Here is a 26560-nt window from a genome sequence, read left to right as displayed (position 1 = left end):
TCCCTGAAAACCGTCACTTTGCCTTTTGAACATTCAGGTCGAAGTGCTTTCGCGAGGCCATCGAACATGAGCAACACATTGAATCAACTCAGCCCCCGTGACTATCTGGCGCTGGATGCCACGGCCATGGTCGCGGCCATCAAAAGCGGCGAAATATCGGGCCCTGCGCTGCTTCAGGCGGCGCAGGCGCGCTGCGATGCCGTGAACCCGCAGATCAACGCCGTGGTCATGCGCCATGACGCGCATGCCCAGGCCGTACTCAAGGCCCAGCGCGAGGCGGGCACCGACCGTTTGGGCGCTCTGGCCAGCGTGCCGATGCTGCTCAAGGATTTGAACACCTACCTGAAAGACACCGTGACCACCAACGGCTCACGCCTGCTGGCCGACACCCCGCCTTCGCGCTTCGACAGCACCATCGTGCAGCGCTATCAAGCGGCAGGCATGGTGATTTTCGGCAAAACCGCGAGCCCCGAGTTCGGCCTGACCACCACCACCGAGTCCTCCTTGTGGGGTAAAACCTGCAACCCGTGGAACCTGGCCCACAGCGCGGGCGGCTCATCCGGCGGCGCCGCTGCGGCAGTGGCCGCAGGCATTGTGCCCGTGGCCCATGCCACTGACGGCGGGGGTTCGATCCGCATCCCGGCCTCGTATTGCGGCGTGTTCGGCCTCAAGCCCACGCGCTATCGCAACCCGCAAGGCCCCAACACCTTTGAAGGCTGGTTCGGCGCCAGTTGCGGGCATGTCGTGTCGCGCAGCGTGCGCGATTCGGCGCTGTTGCTGGACATCAGCCACGGCCACGAAAAAGGCAGCACCTATTGGCTGGCGCCGCAGATCGGCAGCTTCAGTGACGCCGTGCAGCGCGCACCCAAGGCGCTGCGCATCGGGGTCATCGAGCAAGCCATGACCGGCCTGGAGATGGAGGCGGATATACGCACGGTTTTGAACACCACTGTTGATGTGCTGTTGCAGCTGGGTCACCACGTAGCGCCTTTGAGCCTGCCGATTGACCCGCAGCAGGTCTACAGCGCTCACGGCGCAGTGGGCGCTGCCGCTTTACTGGCCGCAGTACGTGATCGCGAAGCCGCCCTTGGCCGCGCCTTTGAGGAAGACGAACTGCACCGGGTCAGCCGCTATGTGCTCAACAATGCCACTTCCGCCAGCGCCGAAAACCTGTACCGTGCCCGACGCGGCTTTGAGCTGATTGGCAGCCGTATGGAGCAGGTTTTCGATGACTTCGACGTGCTGCTGAGCCCAGTCACGTCGAGCGTCACCCCGCTGCTGTCGCGGGCCAGTCTGGACAACGACTACGAGGACTATATCCAGGGCGTGATCGGCAGCATTGGCTACACAGTGCTGGCTAATGTCAGCGGCCAGCCTTCCATGTCGGTGCCGCTGGGCACCAGCCGCGAAGGGCTGCCCATCGGCATGATGTTCAGCGCTGCATTGTGCCGCGAAGACCTGCTGTTTCAACTCGCCGGGCAGCTCGAACAGGCCTGCCCATGGGCTGATCGGCGGGCACCGCTGTAACGCATTCACCCCGTGAGCCCCTGCTCCTCTGAACTGTGCTGGATAGGATTGAAATGATGAACACCCAAATCTCCGGATTTCGCCGTCATTACACCTTGTTTGTGTTGTTCCTGATTTCGGCGGTCAGCTTGATCGACCGCCAGGTGATGGGCGTGGTGATTGAGCCGATCAAGGCTGAGTTTCACGTCTCCGACACGCAGATCGGTTTACTCACCGGGCTGGCGTTTGCGCTGGTCTATTGCCTGTTTGCGATCCCGCTGGGGCGTTTTGCCGACCGTGGTCATCGACGCAACCTGATTGGCTGGTGCTGCGCGTTCTGGAGCGTGATGGCCATGCTCTGCGGCTTCGCCAGCAACTTCTGGACCCTGGCGCTGGCGCGCATCGGCGTGGCCGTGGGTGAGTCGGGCAGCGGGGCGGCGTCCATGTCGATGATCGCCGACCTGTACCCACCGCATCAGCGAGCCAAAGCCATCAGCGTCTTTATGCTGGGTGCGCCCATTGGTGCGTTGCTGGGCATGAGCCTGGGGGCGTACATCGCGTACTACCATGGCTGGCGTGAAGCGTTTATCTGGATGGCCATACCGGGTATTGCGGCGGCGCTGCTGCTGCGTTTTACGGCCGCAGAACCCTTGCCCGGCCTCTGGGAAAAAGCCCGCGAGACGCGCATCGCCGCGCCCCACGAAAGCGTGATGCAAGTGATGCGTTTGGCCTGGCAGTCAAAAACCTTTGTCGGCATTGCCGTGGCCGGGGCGCTGCTGGCGTTTGCCAGTTACGCGTTCAGCATCTGGAGCACGGCATTTTTGGTCCGCAGTCATGGGCTGACCCTCAAAGACGCGGGGATCATCATGGGGCTGGCCGCAGGGCCGGGAGCCATTATCGGCTCGCTCTCCAGCGGCTGGTTAAGCTCGCACCTGGCCCAGCGTGACAGTCGCTGGCAACTGGGCGTGCCGATTGTCGGCGCGCTGATCGCGTTTCCGATGTCGGTGGCTTTTGCGTTGTACCCGGCCGGTCATCCGTGGGCACTGGGCGCGCTGCAAGTGCCGCAGGCGACCGTGTTCATGTTCGGCATGTCGGTGTTTGGCATGTGGTGGATGGCGCCGAGTTACACCGCCATCGCGCAGCTGGTGGCGCCTGAACGGCGGGCGACGATGATTGCGCTGTACAACTTCGGGATCATGGCCATCGGTGCGGGTTTCGGGCCACTGGCCGTGGGGGTGTTAAGTGATCACCTGACCCCGGCGCTGGGTGTCGAAGCACTGCGTTGGTCGCTGGTGATCTGTGCGGCAGGTTATGTGCTGGCCAGCGGGTTGTTGATCAGTGTGTTGCGCCCTTACGGGATTGCATCCGGCGTGGCGAGCGTGTTGCCGGTCTTGCCGATTGCCAGGGAAGAAGTGGCGATTTAGTTTTCAGGGTCTGTACGAAATGTTTTCGAGCGAAGGTTAGGCGAGCCTGTTTTCAACGCCGCATAACCGAGCGTAGATACATTTCGTACAGAGCCAAACCGGTTGATCTATATACCACCCGCCCCCGAACCCTCGATTTACCTTGGTGTTACTCCCCACCAGTAAGTGACATCCCATGAACACCCACAGCAGCCAAAAATTAGCGAGCATTGGTATCTATGACATTGCTAATAACCTCGGCTATCGCACGACCGACCGCAGTGACTCAGCCGCCTTTAACCTGGCGATGAAAATCATTGCCGGAATGCTCAGAGAGTGTTCCGCCATTGATCTTACGAAGGAACAGTGCGCACATCCGCTGTTCCTGAAGGCGTTTTGCACACAACTCAGTGCACGCCGTACAACTGCGCAGGCCATTGGCACTGATCTTGATAAAACAGATCATCGGCACGTACGGGACCTTGTTTCCAAGCTGGCCAATCTGATCTGGAGCCTCGAGTTTACGTCGCTGAGTTATCCCCTGCTCCAGCCGCATCGAACATCACGCGCCAGGTTCAGAGAGAGCATTATTGCAACGCTATCGAGTTTTCCGCTGAACCGGGTGATGAGCGAATGCACCACCCATTTCATCGCCAATCTGCTCGACCACCAGCACCTGAATAACCTGCAACAAGTACTGACCAACAGACTGATGACCAACAACAGCATTGAGATGCTGTTGGCCAGGCAGCCAAGCCTGATGGTCTGCATGCACGCGGAGCTCAAGGTCATTTTTACCGACCTGCCGGATACGCTGCTGCTCGCCAACTTCGACTCACTGTGGTTTGTCGACAGAACAGGCAGCAACCTGTTTGAACAAAGCCTGGCAGGCCTGATCCAGCAATCGTTAGCGACCTCAGCCCCAACAGAGCCGGGGCATCTGCCCCTTGAGATTCGCTTTTTGACGCAACAAAACTCACCCCAGGAAGAGTACCTGTCGATCACGGCGCCTCAGTACAGGGCCTTCTATGAACGCATCAAAAATCTCAACACCACCTACATCGAGTTCTTGAAACGCTACTGGAGCAGCACCACAGATACCCGCACAGAGGCCCTGACCAGAGAACAGAGCTACACGGCCCACTTGAGGTTGTTTCTGGAAACACAACTGCAGCTTTTGTGCGCCGATGGCAGCCTTGACCATGACGATCACCAGGTCATCCGCTCCCTCATTTTTCAAGACACTCCTCAAGACACTCCTCAAGCGCCAAATGCACTGCGGACTGCGCGCCTGGCCATACGCAACGCCGAATCATTAACACCGCGGCGCTGTTCATTTACCGCGGCCTTCAAGCTCAGGAGTACACCCGCAGCACCGGCGTTGACCACCTATATATTCACCCCGCAAAACGGCTTTGAAGCGTTCACCAGCATTCAGCAAGCAAGATCCGCGCTGAACCAGCGATTGAACAACCGCCAGACACTCCCTGCCTGGGTTGAGCATGTGGCCTTTGAACATAAGGCTGAAACGGCGTTTTTCAGCCACCACGTGCGCAAAACCGTGAAGGTGGAGCCCCTGAGGAAAAACATCGTTGAAACGTTGATCACTTTTCAGCTCGAACAAAGCTACCAGGACATCAACACCGTTTTTAATCTGGCCCGTGCAATTGAAAGCAAAGCACAAGCGGCACACCTGAGCATCGTGTTCGACCTCGCAACACGGCGTACATGGGAGCCCACCACTGGCGCTTTTTTAAATGCCCGCGCTGAGCGGGTCATTAAACGCATCCCCCCCGAAGCGATAGCTCAGGCTTTTTTTCTCCAGCAAAATCCGGGCATGGCGTTGCCCCTTCACCACTCGCTGCCAGTGCCCAACATCGTCAACGAACTGAAGCCCTCAGACGCACTGCAAACACTGATCACCGATGCTCAATTCAGAGCCTTCGCCAGCGACCTGCTGGCTACGCCGCACAATCAAACGCTGCTGAGGAAGGTGCTGGATGAGGGACTTGATCCAATTCCAGAAAGTGTGCCGATCACTACCGAGATTGGTCTGACGCTGATCCATAAATATGTCAGCCATACGCGAGCAATACCCGAGGTTGATAGCATCAATCACCAGGTCACCATTGCGGCGCAGCAAGCGGTTCGAAAAAGCACGTTTTTCCCCGCCGATTATCACTACCTGACGTCGTGTTTTCTGTTGCTGGGCAGTGCTGCTGCAGAAGACTCTGGCACTGGACCGATGGACTCAAGCTTTAGGGCATCGGCCAACACGCCAGTGCCCTCCTCAACGCTGGACATCAATAGTTTTATTTCAGCAGGCGAGCGCACGCCCGATATCAATGCGCTAGCGGCGTATCTGGAGTTCTTCACGTTTTTCCCTGACCCAAGGGTTCCCGACTCAGGACTGCCTCGCGGCGCGACACTCACCACGGTTATGAGTGTAGTGGTCGATTCACCTATTTTTCATCAATTGGAACGGGCCATTGTCGGCACGTCCTCATGGACAGAGCAAGAGCGCAAGGACGCAACGCCAAGCATGACCAGAGCGCTGGCGCTGGCCTGTATCACCGACTACCTCTACCCACCCGAGAACCACAGCGAAGGCTATGTCTGCGGGCTTAACTTGAATACGCCTGCAATGGGCGGCCAGCCGATCAGAGAGGTCCGGCGCCAAGTCATGGAGCATCTGCGCAGCACGCTCCATTGCACGACCGAACCCGCCATGCTTCTGGCTTTCGAGTTGATTGCAGGACGCTACTGCCCGCAGTTGATGGTGTATGACGAGCCACAGGATCTGCGCTATGGCGATACCCTCGACGCAATCAACTTTCGCCACGCCGTAGCTCTGGCCGAATCAGCCCACACCGGCGCCGCAGTCGCGCTGGGGTATAAGCGCCTGATCGAGCTCTTGAACACGACCCTCACTCAATCGCTGAGCCACGATGAACAACTGGCCATAGCCGTGCTGCGTCGAGAGCCAGTTCTGCAGTTTGCGATGTGCCGCAGGAAAATCCCCATCACCGACACGGCAGAGGTGGAACCTGTAGACGTGATGATCGCCCTCGAATACGTCAACGACCTTGAAGAGCAACAGGCCTCGGCCATGACGACTCTGGTGCAGCTCCCGCCGGATCGCAAAAAAATGGCACTTCAGCAATTGTCAGAGCAACTCCCGCTCATCAATGTGCACAAGAAAAGGCCGTTTACTGAAGCTGAAGTTCATGAATACTTCGTCCCCGGTTTCAAAACTCGCGGCCGACACATGAGCATGTCTTTGCTGGAGCGGTACATGACCTGCGGGCAGGACCGCGCCTTCACCGACAGCGTGCTGGGCTTCGAATCCAAGGGATTGGGAGGTTGCACGCTGTTGAAAGCGTTCAATGAACAGTTCGATGCATTTCAACAAAAATACAACGCAGCTCTGATGGTGTTGCTCAAACAAGCGATCAATGACTTAACCCCCGAGCTGCGTCGCGACCTGCTCAATGCCGATTATTTCCTGAGGGTATCGTTCACGGTTGAGGGCACAGAAGTACCAGGTTTCTATGGCGTGCTGGCCTTTTCAACAGCCCCGCAAACCACCGACTTTTATGAAGTGTTTTGCCCTTCCGGGACCATCAGGAAGATAAGGGCCGCGGGCAACGCACGGGTCCTGTTTGACTCTGATGACTGGGCACCGACCGATGCAAAGCAGTACGTCACTGGCGTACCTGAACTTGACCAAGAAGCCTACCTGACAGGCACGCCCGGTGCTCTGAAAGTCACGCCAGCACTGAAGTTGAGCTTTACCTGGAATAACCCGGCCGGGATCAGCGAGGAGGTGCGTGTGCACCAACTGTGCGAGAAGCTGATCGACTCAATCTTCAGCCAGAGCCTAGCGAGCCTTCGCCCCGCATTTAAGGACACCACGCCTTACGAGTTGTACAAAGATGAGTTGGTCGGCCGAACCGAAGCCATTTTCAGAGTCATTATTCCGTTCTACTCCCTGTATCGAGACATCGAGAGCAAGAACGTGAGCGCATGGACCGTGATATTTGGCGCCCTGGAAGTACTGTCGTTTGTTGTGCCCTTCGGTAAAGCAGCTTATAGCGGGTTTAGAGCTTCAATCTCACTGGGCAAGATTGTGGTGCGCAGTACCTCGTTCGGCGTATCCAGGTTTGCACTGACGTCCATGAAAGCGCTTTATGCGAGCAGAGCCTTTGCCACGACGCTGGGCAAAGGATTGATTTCTGCCGCCAACCCCTTGGCACTGGCGGGGCTTTTGTTCCGAGGCGGGCTCAAAGGGGTGGCATTCATTCAGCGCAAACTGCAAGCCGGTAAGTCGCTGAATAACGTGATTGCATTGGTAGAACTTAAAACCACACTGAACCCCGAGGCCGCTTATCCCTCATTTTTGACGGCCCCTTTGATTCAGCAAAAAATACTTAACAGCCCCCTCGTCAGTCCACCTCTGGTTCCATTCAACCCAGATTTTTCCTGGGGTTTACGAAAGCTGAACATTGCCCAACAGCATCAATTTCATATCGACGATGTTGACTTGTCCAGTGCACTGCAGGTCGATAACACTTACCAAGTGGCGGGATTAAACTACATAAAAATGCAGGGGAATATATTTGCAGTAACTCGCACGTCTGACAGTGACTCATTGAAGCTATATAAGGGCACTGTCATAGGCCCGGAGGTTCACTTCAACGCGGCTGAAAACCTATGGGAACTTGCCCGTGGCGGACTGGCAGGAGGCATGGAAACATCCTCGACCGTCACATTCTTTCAACGCAGCTTGAATGTCCCCATGGATGAAGTGACTAATCTCAATCCACTTGGGCACAAGCCCGAATATACAATTGAGCTGGACAACTACATGGTTCCAGTGACGTTTGACGCCCACCTTGGTCATTGGCGTGAACGTATCCTGCGGCCAATACGCGGGACACGCGCAGAAGTTGATATGACCTTCGGCGATCCGGTTTGGCGCAATACTGAGGGAAGATGGCAGAAAGGCAGTATTGAAACCTTAAACGCCGTTAAGTCGTCACTGCCGCCGCCCAAAAAGCTTGTGCCCTTTACCCTGCCTCAATTACCTCAACTGCCTGAAAACCCAGTGGCCATTGCGAATCAAATTCACTACCTCTGGATCGGCACCCAGGCACCGGGTAACCATTTGATTAATATCATTGCTCAAAACTTGAGGCTGTCTTCTGAGTTCACCTCGACCTTGCACCTTGATGTCAGTCCCGCTCTGTTCGAAAGCATAAAATTGACCTGTGCGATACACGCACCCAAATTGCAACTCTCGAACATCAAAGAGGAAGCTTTTTACGAAGTGTTCAAAAACAGTTCGAACGCCGAGCAATACACAAGCATTGTAGAGGCCGAACATAAAACCTGGTCTGCGGCCAGCGACGTGATGCGCTTTCCATTGATCAACCATTACGGCGGCCTATATCTGGACCTGGATGATGTATTGATCATCCCACTCGTTGCAGACGGTATTAAAGCAGCGCCGCATGACCTTTTGTTAGGTGGCATCGTCACGGAAAAAATGGTGGATTTTGAAGGCTATAACACCAGCCACTTCGCATCACATCCGAACAATAACCTGTTAACCGCCATCTCTGCCGAAATGCATAAGCGTTTTCTAGACAACAAGGCTTTTTACTTACAGCCCAAGCCCGTGCTGGATAAGACCCTGACGGGTGAAGCATTGATCAAAAACCAGGCCGATTTCAAAACCTATCATAAGAAATACTTTCAACTCACCGGCCCCACCCTGATGAATGATGTGTTGATCGAAAAAGTACCCGACGTGTATAGAACGGTGTTTCAGTTGATGCCCAAGTACAGCACATTCCAGACACAAGGTATCTATGACCTCGTGCATCACAAACACGCGATTGACTGCACCAACCACTACTTCCCGTTTGCAACTAAATACATTATCCAAGTTGGAAACGAACATTCTTGGGCTTAATGCCCTGTAAAACGAAAAAAACCGCCCTTTTTATCAAAGGGCGGTTTTTTTCAGTCTGGCTTTATCAGTGCGCGTAGGTCAGTAACAACTCACTCGGCACTTTGAAGTCCAGGGACATCATGACGCTCAGGGCGGTGATGGTGAAGATGGAGAACACGAACAGCTTGCGTGCCCACACCTTGTCGTCGACCGCTTTGTAGCCAGTCCACGCCATGTACAGCCAGTACATGCCCATCGCAGCTGCCACGGCCATATAGCTCATGCCGGCGTAACCGCCGAGGGTGAGCATCAGGGTCGCGATCAGGAACGCGAGGATGTAGAGCAGGATGTGCTTCTTGGCTACCTTGATCCCGCGCTTCACTGGCAACACCGGAATCGATGCAGCCAGGTAATCGTTGAAGCGGAAGATCGCGATGGCGTAGGAATGCGGCATCTGCCACAGGCTGAACATCACCAGCAAAGTCAGTGCGGCCATGTCGAAGTGATTGCTCACTGCAACGTAACCAATGACGGGCGGCATTGCACCAGACAGGCTGCCGATAAGCGTGCCGTGAACCGACTTGCGCTTGAAGTACAGGCTGTACAAACCCACGTAGATCACGAAGCCAATCGCGGCGAAAAATGCCGCCAGCGGGTTGGCCACGCGATACAGCAGCACAAGCCCTGCAACCCCCAGCAAGGTGGCGTAAATCAACGCCACTTTGAGGGAGATGAGGCCTTGAACCAGTACGCGATTTTTGGTGCGGTCCATCTTGATGTCGATGTCACGGTCGATGCAGTTGTTAAACACGCAACCAGACGCAACCACCAAGGAGGTGCCGATCACCGCGGCCAGGAAGAGGGCAAGATCAAAATGCCCCTTCGAGGCCAGGAAGAACCCGCCTGCCACAGAAAGCACGTTACCGAAAATGATCCCCGGTTTGGTGATTTGGATAAAGTGCTTAAAGGACATCGGGTTTACCTCACTTCGCCATCATTTCAGCGTGGATGCTGAACATAATCCACAGGGACAAGCCCACCAGCAGGACAATCACCAGCGCCGAGAACACCAGCGCTGCAACACTGTTGCGTTGTTCTGGCGAACGGTCCATGTGCAGGAAGTACACCAGGTGAACAACAACCTGGATCACTGCGGTCAACAGCACGATCGCCAGGGTGGTCGATTTAGCCAGGATTGGGTTCATCACCAGCCAAAACGGAATTGCGGTCAGGATCACCGACAAAATGAAGCCAGTTGCGTAGGACTTCACGCTGCCGTGGTTCGCGCCGTCAGAATGTGCGTTAGCCATTTACAGAGTCCCCATCAGATAAACAACGGTGAATACGCAGATCCACACCACGTCCAGGAAGTGCCAGAACAAGCTCAGGCAGCTCAGACGCGTTTTGTTGGTCGAGGTCAGGCCTTTTTTCTGCACCTGATACATCATGATCGCCATCCAGATCAGACCACAGGTCACGTGCAGACCGTGGGTGCCGACCAGAGTGAAGAACGCTGACAGGAAGCCGCTGCGGTGCGGGCCGTAGCCCTCGGAGATCAACAGGTGGAACTCGTTGATTTCCATGCCGATGAAGCCGGCACCCAGCAGGAAGGTAATGCCCAGCCAGGTCAGAACCTGGCGCTTGTTACCTTTGTAGAACGCCAGCATGGCAAAGCCATACGTGATCGAACTGAACAACAGCAGTGCGGTTTCACCCAGCACGTACGGCAGTTCGAAGATGTCGTGGCCCGACGGGCCACCGGCTACGTTACCTACCAGTACTGCGTATACCGCGAAGAGCGATGCAAAGATGATGCAGTCGGTCATCAGGTAGAGCCAGAAACCAAATACGGTTGTCTCGCCCGCGTCGTGGTGGTGCTCATCGTGCTCATGGTCGTGGCCATGAGCGTGTCCAGCATTGGTCGCTATATTCGACATGGTTTATGCCTGTCCCAACTTGGTTTCAACACGGTCAGCCGGTATTGCTTTGGCGGCCAACAGACGCTTGTGCTGCTCGGCTTCGATGCGTTCGATGGTTTCCACCGGCACCATGTAGCCTTGGTCATCACGGGCAGCGTGCAGGACGAAATACCCTACGGTGCCAACCAGGCTGATGATCGCCAACCACCAGATGTGCCAGATCATTGCGAAACCGAATACGGTCAGCAGCATGCCCATTACCAAACCGGTAGCGGTGTTGTTAGGCATGTGGATCGGCGAGTACTTGGCCGGAACCTTGTACGCAGTACCGTCCTCTTTGGCCTCGGTGAACGGGTCAATGCCGTTTACGGTTGGCACAACAGCGAAGTTGTAGAACGGAGGTGGCGACGAAGTCGACCATTCCAGGGTGTGGCCATTCCATGGGTCGCCAAACTCGCAGGCGTTCTCTGGTTTGTTACGGTCACGTACCGACACGTACAGCTGGATCAACTGGCAAGCAATACCAACGGCAATCAGTGCAGCACCGACCGCAGCAACGTACAGGTAAGGCACCCACTCAGGGTTGGTAGTGGCGTTCAGACGACGCGTCATGCCCATGAAGCCCAGTGCATAGAGCGGCATGAAAGCAACGAAGAAGCCGACGATCCAGAACCAGAATGCTGCCTTGCCCCAACCTTCGTGCAGCTTGAAGCCGAACGCTTTAGGGAAGTAGAAGCTGAAACCAGCGATGTAGCCGAATACGGCGCCGCCGATGATCACGTTGTGGAAGTGAGCAATTACAAACAGGCTGTTGTGCAGGACGAAGTCAGCACCCGGGATGGCCAGCAGTACGCCGGTCATACCACCGATGGCGAAGGTCACCATGAAGCCCAGGGTCCAGAGAACCTGGCTGGTGAAACGCAGACGGCCACGGTAGATGGTGAATAGCCAGTTAAATAGCTTCACACCCGTCGGGATGGAAATCAGCATCGTCGCCAGACCGAAGAAGGCGTTGACGCTTGCACCCGAACCCATGGTGAAGAAGTGGTGCAACCAAACCATGAAGCCCAGCACCGAGATCGCGCCAGAGGCGTAGACCATCGAGTGGTGACCGAACAGACGCTTGCCGGTGAAGGTCGAGATGACTTCAGAGAAGATCCCGAACGCTGGCAGGATGAGGATATAAACCTCAGGGTGACCCCACGCCCAGAACAAGTTCACGTACATCATTGGATTGCCACCAAGTTCATTGGTGAAAATGTGGAAATCCATGTAACGGTCAAGTGTCAGCAGCGCCAGGGTAGCGGTCAGGATCGGGAACGAAGCCACGATCAGAACGTTTGCCCAGGTGCAGGTCCAGGTGAAGATCGGCATGTCCATCAGTTTCATGCCTGGAGCACGCATTTTCAGCACGGTCGCCAGGAAGTTAACCCCGGTTAACGTCGTACCTAACCCCGATAGCTGTAGCGCCCAGATGTAGTAGTCGACACCCACGCCCGGACTGTACTGCAAGCCCGACAGCGGCGGATACGCAACCCAACCGGTCTTGGCGAACTCGCCGACGCCCAGCGACAGGTTAACCAGTACCACACCGGACACCAGCAGCCAGAAGCTCAGGGAGTTCAGGAATGGATAGGCAACGTCACGTGCGCCGATCTGCAGCGGCACTGCAAGGTTCATCAGGCCGGTGAAGAATGGCATCGCCATGAAGATGATCATGATCACACCGTGAGCGGTGAAGATCTGGTCATAGTGTTCAGGAGGCAAGTAGCCCGGCGAACCCTCGGTGGCCATGGCCAACTGGGTACGCATCATGACGGCGTCGGCAAAGCCGCGCAGCAACATGATCATGGCGACGATGATGTACATCACGCCAATCTTCTTGTGGTCGACTGACGTTAGCCATTCGGTCCACAGGTAGGTCCACTTTTTGAAATACGTAATACCAGCGACGAGCGCCAACCCGCCGAGCAGAATCATAGCGACGGTAACCATCACTATCGGCTCGTGGAACGGTATGGCGTCCAGACTTAATTTACCTAACATCGTTTACTCCTCTGCCCCGGCAGCTGAATTCGAGGTGTTGTCCAAACCTTCGGTCCCGGACACTTCTTTCTTCTCGTGCTTCACAGGCTTGCCTGGGTTCATACCTTCATACTTGTCGATGATGGTCTGGAACAGGTTCGGTGTGACCGAAGAATAGAGTTCAACAGGGTTGTTCTGGCTAGGTTTGGTCAAGGCCGCGTATTCAGCGTTATCAAGCTGTTTAGGTGACGCTTTGACTTCACTTACCCAGGCGTCAAAGTCAGCCTGAGAAGTGGCGATCGCTTTGAATTTCATGCCAGTGAAACCCGCGCCGCTGTAGTTGGCAGAGATGCCATCCATTTCGGCGTTTTTGTTGGCAATCAAATGCAGCTTGGTCGTCATGCCGGCCATGGCGTAGATCTGGCCGCCCAGACCCGGGATGAAGAACGAGTTCATCACAGCGTCAGAGGTAATGCGGAAATTGATCGGGGTGTTAGCCGGGAACACAATCTTGTTGACTGTGGCGATGCCCTGTTCCGGGTAGATGAACACCCACTTCCAGTCCAGAGAAACCACTTCAATGGTAATCGGCTTAACGTCAGACTCGAGCGGACGATATGGGTCCAGCGCGTGAGTCGACTTATAGGTAATCACGCCCAGGGCGATGATGATGAGAATTGGCACAGTCCAGATCACAACTTCGATCTTGGTGGAGTGCGACCATTTCGGTGCGTAGGTGGCGTCTTTGTTCGACGCACGATATTTCCACGCGAAGATCAGGGTCATCAAGATGACCGGGACCACGACCAGAAGCATCAGCAATGTTGCAGTGATGATCAGATTCCGCTCTTCGATCCCTACCTGCCCCACCGGATCGAGCAATGTCCAATTGCAGCCTCCCAGCAGCAACGTGCCGAAAAGTGGCAATAAGCCAAGGAGTCTGGGGTACCTTTTTTTAGTCATCTCACGACCTCTAAAACAGCTTGCACAATGCAGTTGGTTTTTTTCGCCAACACTTCGCCCTACCAAGGGTTGGCTCTTTTCCGGGCTTGAATAAATGCCTGCTCGTCACCATCAGGTGAATTCGCAAATCCCGGGCTAGCAGTGATTTCTTATTCGATACGTGGTCAATGGCCTTGTCTCAGACCAATTCCATTTGGTGCAGAACTTAGAAGGGTTGCCAGTACCTGGAAGCCGCACGGGACACCTGTCATGAACTGCCCAGGCGACCGCCGACTACCCGCTTGGGCTCAGGGACGAGCAGGCTGGACGTTCAGTGCAGGCGATTGTAGTTAGGAAGCTCTCTACACACCATGTCTCATCCAGAAATAATTCTTCTCGGTTCCAGTAACAATCCCTCACTATTGTTACGTATCGCGGGCAGACATGCTCCTCAAACAGCCTGTAGCACGCCTCTCCCCCGCACCTGATACGGCCCTTTTTAGCGCACCAATATGGGGCGCAAAACCCTGCAAACGCCCAAACAAAGAGGCTTACAGCCGATTTGCATTGAGCCGGCAAAGGGCAATTTCAAGCGCCTGATCCGCAAAAAAAAGTCTTAGCCGATAAAACCCGACTAAAACGGTTTGTGCGCTTGTGTCCTACAGGAAACGCCCTCTGCGACACTTTGTGCGTGACAATATGTCGCACAAGCACCCTCTAACTTTAGTGCGCGGATTCACATCCTGTTGACATTTTTGCGAGGCCAAAAAAACGCCCCGCATTCTCAGGAAAAGTGCGGGGCGGCTCAAGCCAAATTTAACAACTCAGCTGTGTTTTTTCCGATTGCGGTAGATGCCCAACGGCACCAGCACGCTGGTCAGCACAAAGGCCACCAGCGCCCACTGCGCCAACGACAGGCCGAATACCGGTGGATAAGGGGTGGAGCAGAAGCCGTCGACCTGAAAGCCCAGCGGGAAAACCGTCGCCAGCGGCAAACCATCAACAATCGGCTGCAGTACATCAAGGCCGCAGCTCACTTCCGGGTTCGCCAAGATAAAGACATGGCGCCCGGCGGCGACTACACCGCCAATGGCGCTCAGCACCACCAGCACCTCACACACCGTGAGACTGCGCCGTGTCGGCATTGCGGCGCCTATAAAGGCAAAGATCGCAATCAACAACAATGCGTAGCGTTGCAGGATGCACAGCGGGCACGGCGCTTCGCCGAGCACGATTTGCATGTACAACGCGCCGCCAATCAAAGCCAGACAGATAAGCCCGAGCAAGACCAAAAAGCGCTTCTCACGGCTCAGTCGTATCATTTCATCTGTCATCCCGCTTCCCTTTGCCACGTTATGTATGGAGTTTAGCCGCTGTCACAAGGCGCGCAGTTTACACCCAGGTCTTGGATCTGGATGTAGGAGACTGTGTAGGGAAAATGTCGCAAAGGGATTAATACAGAATTAACGAGGGCCTCGTGGTGGCCCCAGTAGCCGTTACCTCGCAAAGCTCGGCACCTGCTACGCGTGCAGGTGGTTTTTCAAGAATGATCGGGTTCGTTCGTGGCTAGGGTTTTGCAGGATGTCTTGCGGGGCGCCCTCCTCGACGACTACGCCGCCGTCCATGAAGACAATCCGGTCGGCCACTTCGCCTGCAAAGCGCATCTCGTGGGTGACGATCAGCATGGTCATGTGCTCGGCCGCGAGCTGTTTCATGACCAGATTGACCTCTTCAACCAACTCCGGGTCCAGGGCCGATGTGGCTTCGTCGAACAGCATCACCTTGGGCTGCATCGCCAAGGCCCTGGCAATCGCAACCCGCTGTTTTTGCCCACCGGACAGGCGAGACGGGTATTCATCAAACTTGTTGGCCAAGCCCACTTTCTCCAAGTAATCCATGGCCAACTCACGCGAAGCCTTTTTCGTAAGGCCTTTAAGTTTTACCGGGCCAAGGGCGATGTTTTCATAGACGGTCAAGTGCGGGAATAAATTGAAGTGCTGAAACACCATCCCCATCTGCTGACGCACGGCATTAATGTGCTGTTCAAATGCACGCCCTTTCAAAGGCCGATTGACTTGCTCGCCCTCTAACCATATTTCGCCGTCGTTTAGCACTTCCAGGTGATTGATTGAGCGCAGCAGCGTGCTTTTTCCTGATCCACTTGGGCCGATGATTGCGATGATCTGTCCGCGAGAGACAGAAAGATCGATGCCTTTGAGTACTTCAAGTGCGCCATAGGCCTTGCGGGCGCCTTTGACCTCAATCATGAATTCTTTTTTGATCATCGTGACATCTCTACCTTTTTTTCGAGAAGGTGCAGGCCGGCTTCGAGAACAAGGTTGGCTGCATAATAAATAACCGCAACAGCCAGATAAAACTCAAACGGGCTGTACGTTTCACTCACTGCAAGCTGTGCGCTATAGACCAACTCGGCAATGCCGATGATAGAGACCAGAGACGTGTCTTTTAACAGCACTATCAGGTTGTTCCCGAGCGGCGCAATGGTCTTGCGAAGTGCTTGCGGCACAACGATGTAGCGCTGCGTCTGTCCACGGCTGAGGCCGATAGACCGGGCACCTTCGATCTGCCCAGGGTCTACGGATAACACGCCAGCACGAATAACGTCGGCGTTGTAAACAGCAAAGTGCAAACTAAGCCCAATAATGCCGGCCACCGGCGCTGGAATATCAATGCCAACTTGTACCAGTCCGTAATAAATCACATACAACTGAAGCAGCAGTGGCGTGCCCATCAACAACCACGTCATAAAGCGCACGGGCAACGCCAGAAGTTTAGGGGCATAGAGCACGATCAGTGCAAAGGCTATCCCCGCAATCAAACTCAATAGGCTGGAGCTGATGAACATGACCACTGTCCAGCCAAGTCCCGTCGCCAGCAACTCGGAATAAGGCGCAACGATACTAAGGTCCAGGCTTTGCATATAAATACTCTCACCTAGCTGCGAAGCGGTTATCGAGATAGTCAACAACGAACCTGACCGAATAGACCATCACAATATAAAGAAGCGCAGACACGATAAAGATTTCGAAAGGCTTGTACGTAGAGCTGATAAAGCGTTGCGCGGTATAGGACAGTTCAACCACAGAGATCGTCGACACTAAAGCAGACCCTTTGATCAGTGCGACAGCATTAACACCCAGCGGTCTTATCATTAACTTTGCCGTTTGCGGCAGGGTAATAAGCCATAAGGTTTGCCCTCTGCCGAAACCAATTGAACGTGCAGCTTCTACCTGGCCGGGATCAACGTTGGCGATAGCACCACGAATGGATTCAGCCATGTAAGCGGCAATATTCAGACCCAGGCCAATGACGCCCGCCGTGAACGGTTCCAACTCAAGCCCGATTTGTGGTCCGCCAAAATAAATGATGAACAACTGCACCAGACAAGGCGTGCCGCGAAAAACACTGATATAGAGCCGCGCCAGGCATCGAAAGATGAAAACCGTCGACAACCGTGCAGCCACCAGCACGATGGCGACCAGCAAACCCAGTAACAGTGCAAGGACTGAGACTTGCACCGTTATCCAGGCCGCTTCCAGAAAAAACGGAAAGGTGCGCTGTATGAGAGTCAGATCCATGGGAACACCCAGAAAAGTCAGATTGACTGACCCGACGCTTCGTCGGATCAGGCTGAATATGAGTTAGCGGATGTCGCTGCCAATCCACTCCATCGAGATCTTTTCGTAGGTGCCATCAGCGAGTATGCCTGCCAATGCTTGTTGCAACGCGACCTTGAGTTCAGGGTTGTTCTTGCGCAGTGCGATACCCATATCCTCAACGCCTCCTTCGCTCTCGGGTGGCGTAATGATGCGGACCTTTTGCCCGGTTTTCTTGACGGCGACCAGCACCGGAACACTGTCCATCACCAACGCGCCGAGGCGACCCGCATCCAGATCGACCAGCATTTCGGGCAGACCTTTATAGCTTTTCACCTTTAAATTGCCGCGCGCGCGGGCCCATTTATCGTGAGCATCACCAAGCGTCACGCCAACCGACACATTTTTAAGGTCATCAAAGCTTTTGATCGGTGAGTCTTCCTTGACCACGATGGTGCGACCCGCGCGGTAATAAGGCCCAACGAAATCCACGGCTTTTAGGCGTTCCGGGGTGATGGTGGTGGAAGCGATAATCGCGTCGTATTTATTCGCGCGAAGGCCTGCAATGATCCCGTCGAATGGCGTGGTGATGATTTTCACTTTCACCCCCAGCCGCTCAGCCAATGCTTGGCTGATGGACGCGTCGAATCCGACCACCTGGTTTTGCTCGTTGGCAAAGCTGAAGGGCGCATATTGGCCGCTCATTGCGATGCGGATTTCTTTAGCGTCCTGGATCGATTTCAAATCATCCGCTTGAACGGCGAAGGTTGAGAGCAGCGCCGAGGCTGCAACAGTGGAAGCGATAATCAAACCCTTGAGCTTTTTAGTGAGCATCGAATGGCACCTTGGAAGAATTATTATTTTTTTAGAAGGGCTATTCACCCGGCCTTCACGAAGAGCTTTGCATAGACACTTTTGGAAAGCACCCAGCAAGGTGCCAGCCTGCCTGACACATTGCCGGAGTTGGCCGACACTATGCCGGGCAGGCTGACCTTTAACGCTTACTGAAGTGCAGCCTTAAAGCTTTCGTCCAGCACCTCAAGCAGGAAATCAGCATTGGCCTGGCTGAAGATCATCGAAGGGCGCATTTTCAGAACGTTGTCATGGGGGCCTTCAGTGCCGATCAAAATGCCTCGTTCCCTGGCGCCATCCGCGACTTTCTTGGCCAGCGCCGTGGCTGGCGCCTTGGTTTTGCGATCAGTGACCAACTCTATTCCCAGGAAAAGCCCCAGCCCGCGCACATCACCGATGGCTTCGTATCGCTGTTGCAGCCTGCGAAAGCCGTCCAGCAAGTAGTTACCGATCGTCAGTGCGTTGAGCTTCAAGTCGTCGCGCTCAATCACATCAAGCACGCTGAGCCCAACAGCACAGGACACCGGGCTCCCGGCAAAGGTATTGAAGTACTCCATGCCATTGTTGAAGCTGTCTGCAATCTCACGCGTGGTCACCACCGCCGACATCGGATGCCCGTTTCCAATGGGTTTGCCCATCGACACCGCATCGGGCACAACGCCCTGGGTTTCAAAGGCCCACCAGTGACTGCCCACACGGCCAAAGCCAACCTGAACTTCGTCCGCCAGGCACAGCCCGCCCTCGGCACGCACCATTGCGTAGACTTCTTTGAGGTAGTTTTCCGGGAAGAACAGTTGCCCGGCGACACTCGGAATGGATTCTGCCAAAAAGAACGCCGGAGCCCGACCCTGCTTGCGCATGAGGTCAATCTGGTCCGCCACACTTTCGGCAAAACGCTTGCCAAGCTCTTCAAATGCCCACTGATCCACACCCCGGTACGCATCCGGGACAGTGGCCTCAAACACATGATCTGCACGGCCTTTGCCAGCTTTGCGCTTGTACTTGTAAGGGCTGAGGTCAATCAGTTCCTGTGTGGTGCCGTGGTAGGCCCAATCCAGCACGATGGCATCGTTGCGCCCGGTGTGATTGCGCGCCATGCGCAGCATGAGGCTGTTGGCCTCACTGCCTGAGCAGCCAAAAGAGGCGACTGCCAAACCTTTGGGCAGCGTCGCAGTGAGCCGCTCGGCGTACTCGACGATGTTGTCGTGCAGGTAACGCGTGTTGGTGTTCAGGCGAGAAGCTTGCCGCGAAAGCGCTTGCACCACATCAGGGTGGGAGTGACCGAGGTGGCACACGTTATTGAAGCAATCCAGATACGCTCGACCAAAGTTGTCGATCAACCACACCCCGTCGCCGCGAACGAACTTGATCGGATCTGAATACGAGATCGACAGGTTTGGAAGCAGCAATTCTTTACGCTTGACCACAATCTCAGCCTTGGTGCGCCCGTCCTGGCGGTAGGTTTCGGGTGGAATCCCGGCCAGCGCCGAGGTGTCGGGAAACAGGTCGGCCCACACGTCTAGATAAGCCTGCTCACCGACGCCGATGAACTCGCTCGCTTTTAACTCGGTGTCCGTGGACATCTGGAAATGCACATGCGGGATCCATCCGCCATTTTCCGTGTCAGCGCCCATGTGTCCGACCAATGAGCCCGCCTCTAGGCGATCACCGGGCTTCAATCGCGCCAGGGCTTCATGGGCCATATGCCCCCACAGCGTCAAAAACGGCGGGCATCCTTCAGGCGAATGTTTGAGCATGATCAACCCGCCATAACCCAGCGGTTCGCGCTCGACCTCGACGCTCTGCACGACACCGGCAACCGGTGTATAGAGCGGCGTGCCAGCCGGCATGATCAAATCAACACCGATGTGCAAGACGCGACGCTGGCCTTCGATGAATCGCGATTCAAACGCTGTGTCGGTGTAGATGGTTCTTTCTTCACCCCATGGCCCGATCCCCAGCGGCACGTTGTGTTGCGCCGAAAAATCATCCCACCACTGGGTCGCCTCGGCCGGGCGCTGCGCGGCGGAAGCGATGGTCATGACGTGCGAAGCATCCCCGAAAGGTGCAATCACCTTGTTCATGGTCGCCGCCGATGGATGCACGATGTCGGCGAAGGTTTTGCTGTTTTCGCTCACCCAGCGGCGAATGGCACCCGCGCCTTCGATGGCGTCAAAACCGCAGGCTTTGCGCAGGATCGCCGTCGCCAGCCGGGGGTTCATGCGGTCCATCCTTTCCAGCAGACGCCAGGCTGGCGCTTCGCTGATGGCAAGGTAGGGATTGTCTTGGGTCTGGTCGTGCCGCGAAGCCGACAAGGTGACGCTGGTGACCAGGCGCATCGCAATGAGATTGAAGAGCACATCCAGCTCTTGCGGCTGCAACGGATACTTCTCGTGGAAACCGGCCGTCAGCGCGGCGGCAGCCCCTATGGGGTCTTGCATGTCGAGGATGGAATAGGCGCAGGTGATGGCCACTTCAGCGATCAGAACGGTGTGGATCGCATCGCCAAAATCGATGACGCCTGAAACCTTCTGATGATTGCTGGCGTCGACGAGGATGTTCCAGTCATTGCCGTCGTTGTGAATAACCTGGGCACGCAGGCGCGCCAGTTTTGGTTCGACGGTTGCTTCAAAACGATCAATGAAACGCTCCAGAATGGCCCTTCTGGCAGGGTCTTTGACGAAATGCAGACGTGACCTCGAACGTGCGGCGTGGCGCAAATCCCAGTCCATGTCACGTACCGCTCCTGGGTGCATGAAGCCCTGCAGTGCGCGGTCTATCTCACCGAATGATTGCCCCAGACTGCGCAGCAACTCGAACGTACGCTCGACCTCGGCCAGTGGCGTGCCGTGCAACCAGCTCACCAGACGCACCGCATGGGTTTCGCCCGAAGGCGCCACCGTGCAGGCCAGAAATTCACCGGCCAGGCTTTTCTTGAGAAAAGGCACGGCAAGCTCGGGATTATGGCTGGCCAGGTGACTGAGAATGGCCGTCTGAAACTCGCTTTCAACACGCGGCTCAGTCGAATTGACGACCTTCAGAATCCACCCCGCATCGGTTCCAGTGTTCAGCCGGTAGTTGCGGTCTCGCTCGCCGTCCAGCGGCGAGGCTGTACCGATAACGTTGAAAAGCTGCGCACTGAGCTTTTCGGCATCCCCCGTCGAGAACTGGGGTGCTGGGTGGGAAAGGTTCGTCATAGTAATTGTTTTCCAAGCCATTTTTTTCAGTTAGCTTGGCACGCGAAGTCTTGGTCAGCAGTAGGTATGCGGTCGGCTTTAGCCTGCATATTGCCGGAATCGACCGGCACAAATCCGGAAGCAAAATAAGGGGGTTCTGATGCGCGACCTAGACACGAAAGATCGCGAAATACTCGAGATTCTGTCTAAAGAAGCTCGCATTGCCCTTAAGGCCCTGGCGGCGCGAATCGGGCTTTCAAGAAGCGCGACCAGCGAGCGCGTGATCAACCTTGAACGCAATGGCGTGATCCGCGGCTACCGGGCTGACATTGGCGAAATTGATGCCCACGTGATTCGCGCCATACTGCTCGTCAACCTCAAACGCACACCGGCAATCAGCCTGCTGGACCTGCTTGCGCAAAACTCGCAGGTGCGACGTGTCTCGTCAGTGAGTGGCCAGCTTGATCTGGTCATAGAGATCGAGTCACGCACGATTGATGACCTGAACCGAGTCAGAGATGCCGTCGCCAGCCACGAAACCGTTGAAGACATCACCACCGCCGTCGTGCTTCGACGCGATATTGATCGGCAGAGTTCGTGATGCACTGGCCGACGGCTGTAACGACGTAGGAGCGAGCTTGTCTCGCGATCTTTTAAACGATCAAAAGATCGCGAGACAAGCTCGCTCCTACAGGGGGACTTGCGGGTTATTCCAGAGCTGCGGCCGGGCCGAAGAATTCGTAGCGGCTTTGCTGCTCGGGTACGCCCAGTGCTTTCAAGTGGCGTTTGACGGCGCCCATAAAGCCTTTAGGCCCCAGGAAGTACGCGTCCACATCACGCTCTTGCCCCAGCCATTCGCCCAGTAATTCTTCGGTCAGCAGGCCGACATGGTCCGCCAGCGCGTCGGCTTCCTGGTAGCAGTAGAACCGTTGCAGTTGTGGGTGCTGCGCGGCCAGTTCATCGATCCAGCCACGGAATGCATGCACGTGAGCATTGCGCGCGCAGTGGATAAACCGAATCGGGCGTTGCGTGGCCAGTGCTGCTTCCAGCATCGATAAGGTTGGAGTAATACCCACGCCGCCACTGATCAGCACCAGCGGTTTTTCACTGGCAGTGAGGGTGAACTCACCTGCTGGCGGGAACAGTTCAACAATGTCGCCCACGTGCAGGCGGTCATGCAGGTAGTTCGAGACCTGCCCACCCGCCTCGCGCTTAACGCTGATGCGATAGCGGCCGACCTGGGCCAATGCCGACAACGAGTAGTTGCGGCGCACTTCTTGGCCATCAATGTTGAGTTTGATGCCTATGTATTGGCCGGGTTCGAACTCAAGGATCGGCTGCTGATCGACCGGACGGAAGTAGAACGAGGTGATTTCGGCGCTTTCTTCCAGCTTGGCGGCCAGTTTAAAGGCTCGTCCACCGCGCCAGCCGCCGGGTGCTGCAGCTTTTTCGTCATAGATGGCACCTTCAGCACCGATCAAAATATCCGCCAACTGGTTGTAGGCCGCGCCCCAGGCCGCCAGCACTTGCGGGGTCGCGATGTCACTGCCCAGCACTTCCTCAATGGCACGCAGCAGACAGCTGCCGACAATCGGGTAATGCTCAGGCAGGATTTGCAGCGCAACATGTTTGTTGATAATGCGTGCCACCAGGTCGCCCAACTGGTCCAGTTGGTCAATGTGCCGCGCATACATCAACACGCCATTGGCCAATGCCCGTGGCTGGTCGCCACTTGCCTGGTTGGCCTGGTTAAACAACGGCCTGACCTGTGGGTATTCAGTGAGCATCATCGTGTAGAAGTGCGTCATCAACGCCTCGCCACCGCTCTCAAGCAACGGCACGGTGGATTTAACGATGGCACGATCCTGAGCGGTAAGCATAAGGTTGACTCCTGAGCATAGAGATAAAAGCTAATTACCTATTAGCAGTCAGTTTCCGTGCCAACTTTAAAACCCTTTAAAAACAGTAATTTAAAAACAATATAGTCATTATGACTAAAGCTGATTTATAGTCACTTCGACTACATGAGGTCAAAATGACTGCAAAACTGCTGCTTACCGCCCTGCTGCCCTTGGTCGCGGACTTGTCCCGCGAACTGCCCGAGAGCGAGCGCTACCGACGCTTGCTTGAAGCCATGCGTGCCGTACTCCCCTGCGATGCTGCCGCGCTGCTGCGCCTTGACGGCGAATGGCTGGTGCCGCTGGCCGTGGACGGTTTGAGCCTCGACACGTTGGGGCGGCGCTTTAAAGTCAGCGAGCACCCACGTTTTGAAGTGCTGCTGAGCAGCACCGGGCCGACGCGCTTTCCCAACAACTGCGAACTCCCAGACCCGTATGACGGACTGGTCGACGGCCTGGCCGAACACCTGGAAATTCACGACTGCATGGGCTGCCCGCTGTTTGTCGATGAGCGCCCTTGGGGCCTGCTGACCCTCGATGCGCTGGACCCAAAACGCTTTGAACCTATTGAACTGGATGCCCTGCAAGCCTTTGCCAGCCTCGCGGCGGCCACGGTCAACGTGGCTCAACGTATTGAGCGCTTAGCCCTGCGGGTGGCCGACGAACAGCAAAAAGCCGAGCTCTACCGCCAGGCCCATCACGCGCCGAATAAAGAGCTGATCGGCCAGAGCAAAGCCCATAAACGTTTGCTCGAAGAAATCGCCCTGGTGGGCAGCAGCGACCTGACGGTATTGATCACTGGCGAAACCGGGGTCGGCAAGGAGTTGGTGGCGCAAGCCATTCACGCGGCATCGCCCCGTGCGGACAAACCGATGATCAGCCTGAACTGCGCCGCCTTGCCCGACACCCTGGTTGAAAGCGAATTGTTCGGCCACGTACGGGGTGCCTTTACCGGCGCAACCAGTGACCGCCGTGGCAAATTCGAACTGGCCAACGGCGGCACGCTGTTTCTGGATGAAGTGGGCGAACTGTCACTGACGGTACAGGCCAAGTTGCTGCGGGTGCTGCAAAGCGGGCAGTTGCAGCGCCTGGGCTCGGATCAGGAACACCAGGTGGATGTGCGCCTGATCGCCGCGACCAACCGCGACCTGGCCGAAGAAGTGCGCAGTGGTCGCTACCGCGCGGACTTTTACCATCGATTGAGCGTATACCCGCTCAAAGTGCCTGCCCTGCGCGAACGCGGGCGCGATGTGCTGTTGTTGAGCGGTTTCTTTCTGGAGCAAAACCGCTCGCGCATGGGCCTGGGCAGTTTGCGCCTGAGCCCGGACGCACAGGCCGCGCTGACGCATTACGAATGGCCGGGCAATGTGCGTGAACTGGAACACCTGATCGGCCGCAGCGCCCTCAAGGCATTAGGCAACTGCAAAACCCGGCCACGGATCCTGACCTTGACCGCAGCCGATCTGGATTTGCCGGGCAGCGCCCCCGATGCAGCGGTGATTGAACCTGAAGTGCTGCCGCTTGCTGTGGGCGACTTGCGTTTGGCCACCGAAAACTACCAGCGCCAACTGATCAGTGCCTGCCTGGAACGCCATCAGCATAACTGGGCCAGTGCCGCGCGAGAGCTGGGGCTAGACCGGGCCAATCTGGGGCGGATGGCCAAACGCCTGGGATTGAAATAATCCCTTATACGGGCCGCAGGACCGCCGTCTGAGGGTCGCTTCGCAACCCATCGCAGCCTCATGCTTCGGCAGCGGCTACAGGGTTTTGCAAGGCTCTGGAGGTCGGCTCTTGTGGGGGTGCCTTGGCGACGGGGATCTCCTATAGAATTTAGCGCCCGGGTCGATAACCTTGTAAAGCTGCTCTTATCACAGAAGGTATTTATGTCATCCACCCACGCCCGCGCCGACTCGATGTCTTTGCTGCTGTTTACGTTGCGCAGCGGCAAGCTGATGGCAATCAATCTGCTGAAGGTCAGTGAGATCATTCCTTGCCCGCCTTTGACCAAAATGCCCGAGTCGCACCCGCACGTGAAAGGCATTGCTGTGTTGCGCGGGGCGTCGCTGTCGGTCATCGATCTGAGTCGCGCCATTGGTGAACAACCTTTGCTGGACCCCGACGGCGGCTGCCTGATCGTGACCGATGTCAGCCGTTCCAAGCAGGGCCTGCACGTGCAGGCCGTGAGCAAGATCGTGCATTGCCTGAGTACCGATATTCGTCCACCGCCCTACGGCTCTGGCAAGCGTTCGTACATTACCGGCGTGACTCAAGTCGATGGCGCATTGGTGCAGGTGCTGGACATCGAAAAAGTGATTCACGGCATCACCCCCGCCCGCATTGAACAGCCCACTGAAACCCTCAGTCGCGAAGACGCCAAGCTGCTGACCAACGCCCGGATTCTGGTGGTCGATGACAGCCAAGTGGCGTTGCAGCAATCGGTGCTGACCTTGCGCAATCTCGGCCTGCATTGCCACACCGCCCGCAGCGCCAAGGAGGCCATCGAGCGTCTGCTGGAGCTGCACGGCACGCCGGAACAGATCAATGTGCTGGTCTCAGACATCGAAATGTCAGAGATGGATGGCTACGCCTTCACCCGCACTGTGCGCGAAACCCCGGACTTTGCGCATTTGTATGTGCTGCTGCACACCTCGCTCAACAGTGCGATGAACAGCGAGAAAGCCCGTCTGGCCGGGGCCGATGCGGTCTTGACCAAGTTCTCGTCGCCTGAGTTGACGCAATGCCTGATCCTCGCCGCACGCACCGTGACCGAGCAAGGTTACTGAACCCGATGAGCGAGGAATATTGCCTGCTGTTGCGCAAAGACCTGCGTGAACCCTTGGCCCCTGTGCCGTGGCCAAAAGGCCTGCGGCTCACGCCACTGAACGAGCAACTGTTGCCCCGCGTGCACGCCTTGCTCGAACAGGGTTATGCCACCGGGCACGGCAGTGTTGAATCGCTGCCAGACTGGCAACACGCCCTGCTGCATGACGCCGAATATGACCCGCAATTGTGCTTTGTCAGCCTGCTCGACGATGAAGTGGTGGGCGTGGCTCAGGCCTGGACCAGCGCTTACCTCAAAGACTTGGTGGTGCATCCGCGTCTGCAAGGTCGCGGCTTGGGCGGTGCATTGCTCAGCCATGTGTTCAGCGTGTTCAAGCAACGCGGCGAGTTCTGCGTCGACCTGAAGGTCATGGAACACAATCACCCTGCCCGTCGTTTTTACCAGCGACACGGCATGCAGTTGATCCGCCGCGAAGCCCTGTAAA

The 26560-nt window shown here is 56.2% G+C and carries 19 protein-coding genes; 7 read left to right on the top strand and 12 right to left on the bottom strand.

Going from position 1 to position 26560, the window contains the following annotated elements; all coding sequences use genetic code 11:
* Nucleotides 1-66 precede the first annotated feature (66 nt).
* The 3 genes from RHM56_RS02310 to RHM56_RS02300 all read left to right on the top strand — a co-directional run bounded on the left by RHM56_RS02310 (nucleotide 67) and on the right by RHM56_RS02300 (nucleotide 8886).
* Complete coding sequence (locus tag RHM56_RS02310; RefSeq protein WP_322238151.1) at nucleotides 67-1527, top strand: amidase; 1461 nt, start codon at nucleotides 67-69, stop codon at nucleotides 1525-1527.
* A gap of 53 nt (nucleotides 1528-1580) precedes the next feature.
* Nucleotides 1581-2930 (top strand): MFS transporter, encoded by a 1350-nt coding sequence (locus RHM56_RS02305; RefSeq protein WP_322238149.1) that lies wholly within the window; start codon nucleotides 1581-1583, stop codon nucleotides 2928-2930.
* A gap of 175 nt (nucleotides 2931-3105) precedes the next feature.
* Entirely contained in the window at nucleotides 3106-8886 is a 5781-nt protein-coding gene (locus RHM56_RS02300) for a glycosyltransferase (protein WP_322238147.1), read from the top strand.
* Between the two features lie 64 nt (nucleotides 8887-8950).
* Here RHM56_RS02300 and cyoE read toward each other — a convergent pair whose 3' ends face one another.
* The 11 genes from cyoE to RHM56_RS02245 form a co-directional block, all read right to left on the bottom strand.
* Nucleotides 8951-9838 carry a heme o synthase gene (gene cyoE, locus RHM56_RS02295; protein WP_322238145.1) on the bottom strand — a complete coding sequence of 296 codons (888 nt, stop codon included), beginning with the start codon at nucleotides 9836-9838 and terminating at the stop codon, nucleotides 8951-8953.
* Nucleotides 9839-9848: 10 nt separating this feature from the next.
* The gene (gene cyoD, locus RHM56_RS02290; RefSeq protein WP_019408632.1) at nucleotides 9849-10175 is read right to left on the bottom strand and encodes a cytochrome o ubiquinol oxidase subunit IV; all 327 of its coding nucleotides are present in this window, start codon (nucleotides 10173-10175) and stop codon (nucleotides 9849-9851) included.
* Nucleotides 10176-10802, bottom strand: a complete 627-nt coding sequence (locus RHM56_RS02285) for a cytochrome o ubiquinol oxidase subunit III (RefSeq protein ID WP_322238143.1) — start codon at nucleotides 10800-10802, stop codon at nucleotides 10176-10178.
* Between the two features lie 3 nt (nucleotides 10803-10805).
* Entirely contained in the window at nucleotides 10806-12830 is a 2025-nt protein-coding gene (gene cyoB, locus RHM56_RS02280) for a cytochrome o ubiquinol oxidase subunit I (protein ID WP_322238141.1), read from the bottom strand.
* A 3-nt stretch (nucleotides 12831-12833) separates the two neighbouring features.
* Nucleotides 12834-13772 carry a ubiquinol oxidase subunit II gene (cyoA, locus tag RHM56_RS02275; RefSeq protein WP_322238139.1) on the bottom strand — a complete coding sequence of 313 codons (939 nt, stop codon included), beginning with the start codon at nucleotides 13770-13772 and terminating at the stop codon, nucleotides 12834-12836.
* A gap of 803 nt (nucleotides 13773-14575) precedes the next feature.
* Nucleotides 14576-15085, bottom strand: coding sequence for a disulfide bond formation protein B (locus RHM56_RS02270; RefSeq protein ID WP_322238137.1), 510 nt, complete (start codon nucleotides 15083-15085; stop codon nucleotides 14576-14578).
* A gap of 186 nt (nucleotides 15086-15271) precedes the next feature.
* Nucleotides 15272-16036, bottom strand: coding sequence for an amino acid ABC transporter ATP-binding protein (locus RHM56_RS02265; RefSeq protein WP_322238135.1), 765 nt, complete (start codon nucleotides 16034-16036; stop codon nucleotides 15272-15274).
* Entirely contained in the window at nucleotides 16033-16692 is a 660-nt protein-coding gene (locus RHM56_RS02260) for an amino acid ABC transporter permease (protein ID WP_322238133.1), read from the bottom strand. Before RHM56_RS02260 ends, RHM56_RS02265 begins: the two co-directional genes overlap by 4 nt.
* A gap of 10 nt (nucleotides 16693-16702) precedes the next feature.
* Complete coding sequence (locus RHM56_RS02255) at nucleotides 16703-17350, bottom strand: amino acid ABC transporter permease (RefSeq protein WP_322238131.1); 648 nt, start codon at nucleotides 17348-17350, stop codon at nucleotides 16703-16705.
* Between the two features lie 63 nt (nucleotides 17351-17413).
* Nucleotides 17414-18202 (bottom strand): ABC transporter substrate-binding protein, encoded by a 789-nt coding sequence (locus tag RHM56_RS02250; protein WP_322241679.1) that lies wholly within the window; start codon nucleotides 18200-18202, stop codon nucleotides 17414-17416.
* Between the two features lie 167 nt (nucleotides 18203-18369).
* Entirely contained in the window at nucleotides 18370-21417 is a 3048-nt protein-coding gene (locus RHM56_RS02245) for an aminotransferase class III-fold pyridoxal phosphate-dependent enzyme (RefSeq protein ID WP_322238129.1), read from the bottom strand.
* Between the two features lie 139 nt (nucleotides 21418-21556).
* On the opposite strand from RHM56_RS02245, the gene RHM56_RS02240 reads away from it, so the two are divergent.
* Nucleotides 21557-21997: an Lrp/AsnC family transcriptional regulator gene (locus RHM56_RS02240; protein WP_322238127.1), complete on the top strand. Its 441-nt coding sequence runs from the start codon at nucleotides 21557-21559 to the stop codon at nucleotides 21995-21997.
* A gap of 106 nt (nucleotides 21998-22103) precedes the next feature.
* On the opposite strand, the gene hmpA is transcribed toward RHM56_RS02240, so the two are convergent.
* A complete protein-coding gene (gene hmpA / locus RHM56_RS02235) occupies nucleotides 22104-23276 on the bottom strand; it encodes an NO-inducible flavohemoprotein (RefSeq protein ID WP_322238125.1) in 1173 nt (390 codons plus the stop codon).
* A gap of 155 nt (nucleotides 23277-23431) precedes the next feature.
* Here hmpA and norR point away from each other — a divergent pair, with 155 nt between their 5' ends.
* The 3 genes from norR to RHM56_RS02220 all read left to right on the top strand — a co-directional run bounded on the left by norR (nucleotide 23432) and on the right by RHM56_RS02220 (nucleotide 26559).
* Complete coding sequence (norR, locus tag RHM56_RS02230; protein ID WP_322238123.1) at nucleotides 23432-24976, top strand: nitric oxide reductase transcriptional regulator NorR; 1545 nt, start codon at nucleotides 23432-23434, stop codon at nucleotides 24974-24976.
* Nucleotides 24977-25177: 201 nt separating this feature from the next.
* The gene (locus RHM56_RS02225) at nucleotides 25178-26077 is read left to right on the top strand and encodes a chemotaxis protein (RefSeq protein WP_322238121.1); all 900 of its coding nucleotides are present in this window, start codon (nucleotides 25178-25180) and stop codon (nucleotides 26075-26077) included.
* Nucleotides 26078-26082: 5 nt separating this feature from the next.
* The gene (locus RHM56_RS02220; RefSeq protein WP_322238119.1) at nucleotides 26083-26559 is read left to right on the top strand and encodes a GNAT family N-acetyltransferase; all 477 of its coding nucleotides are present in this window, start codon (nucleotides 26083-26085) and stop codon (nucleotides 26557-26559) included.
* Nucleotide 26560 lies beyond the last annotated feature (1 nt).

Origin of the sequence: Pseudomonas sp. CCC3.1 (assembly GCF_034347405.1) — a bacterium.
GTDB lineage: Bacteria > Pseudomonadota > Gammaproteobacteria > Pseudomonadales > Pseudomonadaceae > Aquipseudomonas.
This window is presented reverse-complemented; position numbering and strand designations above follow the sequence as displayed.

What these genes read in the sequence shown, in the direction of transcription:
- RHM56_RS02250 (WP_322241679.1), bottom strand. Translation starts at nt 18,202, where the DNA reads ATGCTCACTAAAAAGCTCAAGGGTTTGATTATCGCTTCCACTGTTGCA.
- RHM56_RS02245 (WP_322238129.1), bottom strand. Translation starts at nt 21,417, where the DNA reads ATGACGAACCTTTCCCACCCAGCACCCCAGTTCTCGACGGGGGATGCC.
- RHM56_RS02270 (WP_322238137.1), bottom strand. Translation starts at nt 15,085, where the DNA reads ATGACAGATGAAATGATACGACTGAGCCGTGAGAAGCGCTTTTTGGTC.
- RHM56_RS02225 (WP_322238121.1), top strand. Translation starts at nt 25,178, where the DNA reads ATGTCATCCACCCACGCCCGCGCCGACTCGATGTCTTTGCTGCTGTTT.
- RHM56_RS02300 (WP_322238147.1), top strand. Translation starts at nt 3,106, where the DNA reads ATGAACACCCACAGCAGCCAAAAATTAGCGAGCATTGGTATCTATGAC.
- RHM56_RS02265 (WP_322238135.1), bottom strand. Translation starts at nt 16,036, where the DNA reads ATGATCAAAAAAGAATTCATGATTGAGGTCAAAGGCGCCCGCAAGGCC.
- cyoE (WP_322238145.1), bottom strand. Translation starts at nt 9,838, where the DNA reads ATGTCCTTTAAGCACTTTATCCAAATCACCAAACCGGGGATCATTTTC.
- RHM56_RS02260 (WP_322238133.1), bottom strand. Translation starts at nt 16,692, where the DNA reads ATGCAAAGCCTGGACCTTAGTATCGTTGCGCCTTATTCCGAGTTGCTG.
- RHM56_RS02255 (WP_322238131.1), bottom strand. Translation starts at nt 17,350, where the DNA reads ATGGATCTGACTCTCATACAGCGCACCTTTCCGTTTTTTCTGGAAGCG.
- norR (WP_322238123.1), top strand. Translation starts at nt 23,432, where the DNA reads ATGACTGCAAAACTGCTGCTTACCGCCCTGCTGCCCTTGGTCGCGGAC.
- RHM56_RS02305 (WP_322238149.1), top strand. Translation starts at nt 1,581, where the DNA reads ATGATGAACACCCAAATCTCCGGATTTCGCCGTCATTACACCTTGTTT.
- RHM56_RS02240 (WP_322238127.1), top strand. Translation starts at nt 21,557, where the DNA reads ATGCGCGACCTAGACACGAAAGATCGCGAAATACTCGAGATTCTGTCT.
- cyoB (WP_322238141.1), bottom strand. Translation starts at nt 12,830, where the DNA reads ATGTTAGGTAAATTAAGTCTGGACGCCATACCGTTCCACGAGCCGATA.
- hmpA (WP_322238125.1), bottom strand. Translation starts at nt 23,276, where the DNA reads ATGCTTACCGCTCAGGATCGTGCCATCGTTAAATCCACCGTGCCGTTG.
- cyoA (WP_322238139.1), bottom strand. Translation starts at nt 13,772, where the DNA reads ATGACTAAAAAAAGGTACCCCAGACTCCTTGGCTTATTGCCACTTTTC.
- RHM56_RS02220 (WP_322238119.1), top strand. Translation starts at nt 26,083, where the DNA reads ATGAGCGAGGAATATTGCCTGCTGTTGCGCAAAGACCTGCGTGAACCC.
- cyoD (WP_019408632.1), bottom strand. Translation starts at nt 10,175, where the DNA reads ATGGCTAACGCACATTCTGACGGCGCGAACCACGGCAGCGTGAAGTCC.
- RHM56_RS02285 (WP_322238143.1), bottom strand. Translation starts at nt 10,802, where the DNA reads ATGTCGAATATAGCGACCAATGCTGGACACGCTCATGGCCACGACCAT.
- RHM56_RS02310 (WP_322238151.1), top strand. Translation starts at nt 67, where the DNA reads ATGAGCAACACATTGAATCAACTCAGCCCCCGTGACTATCTGGCGCTG.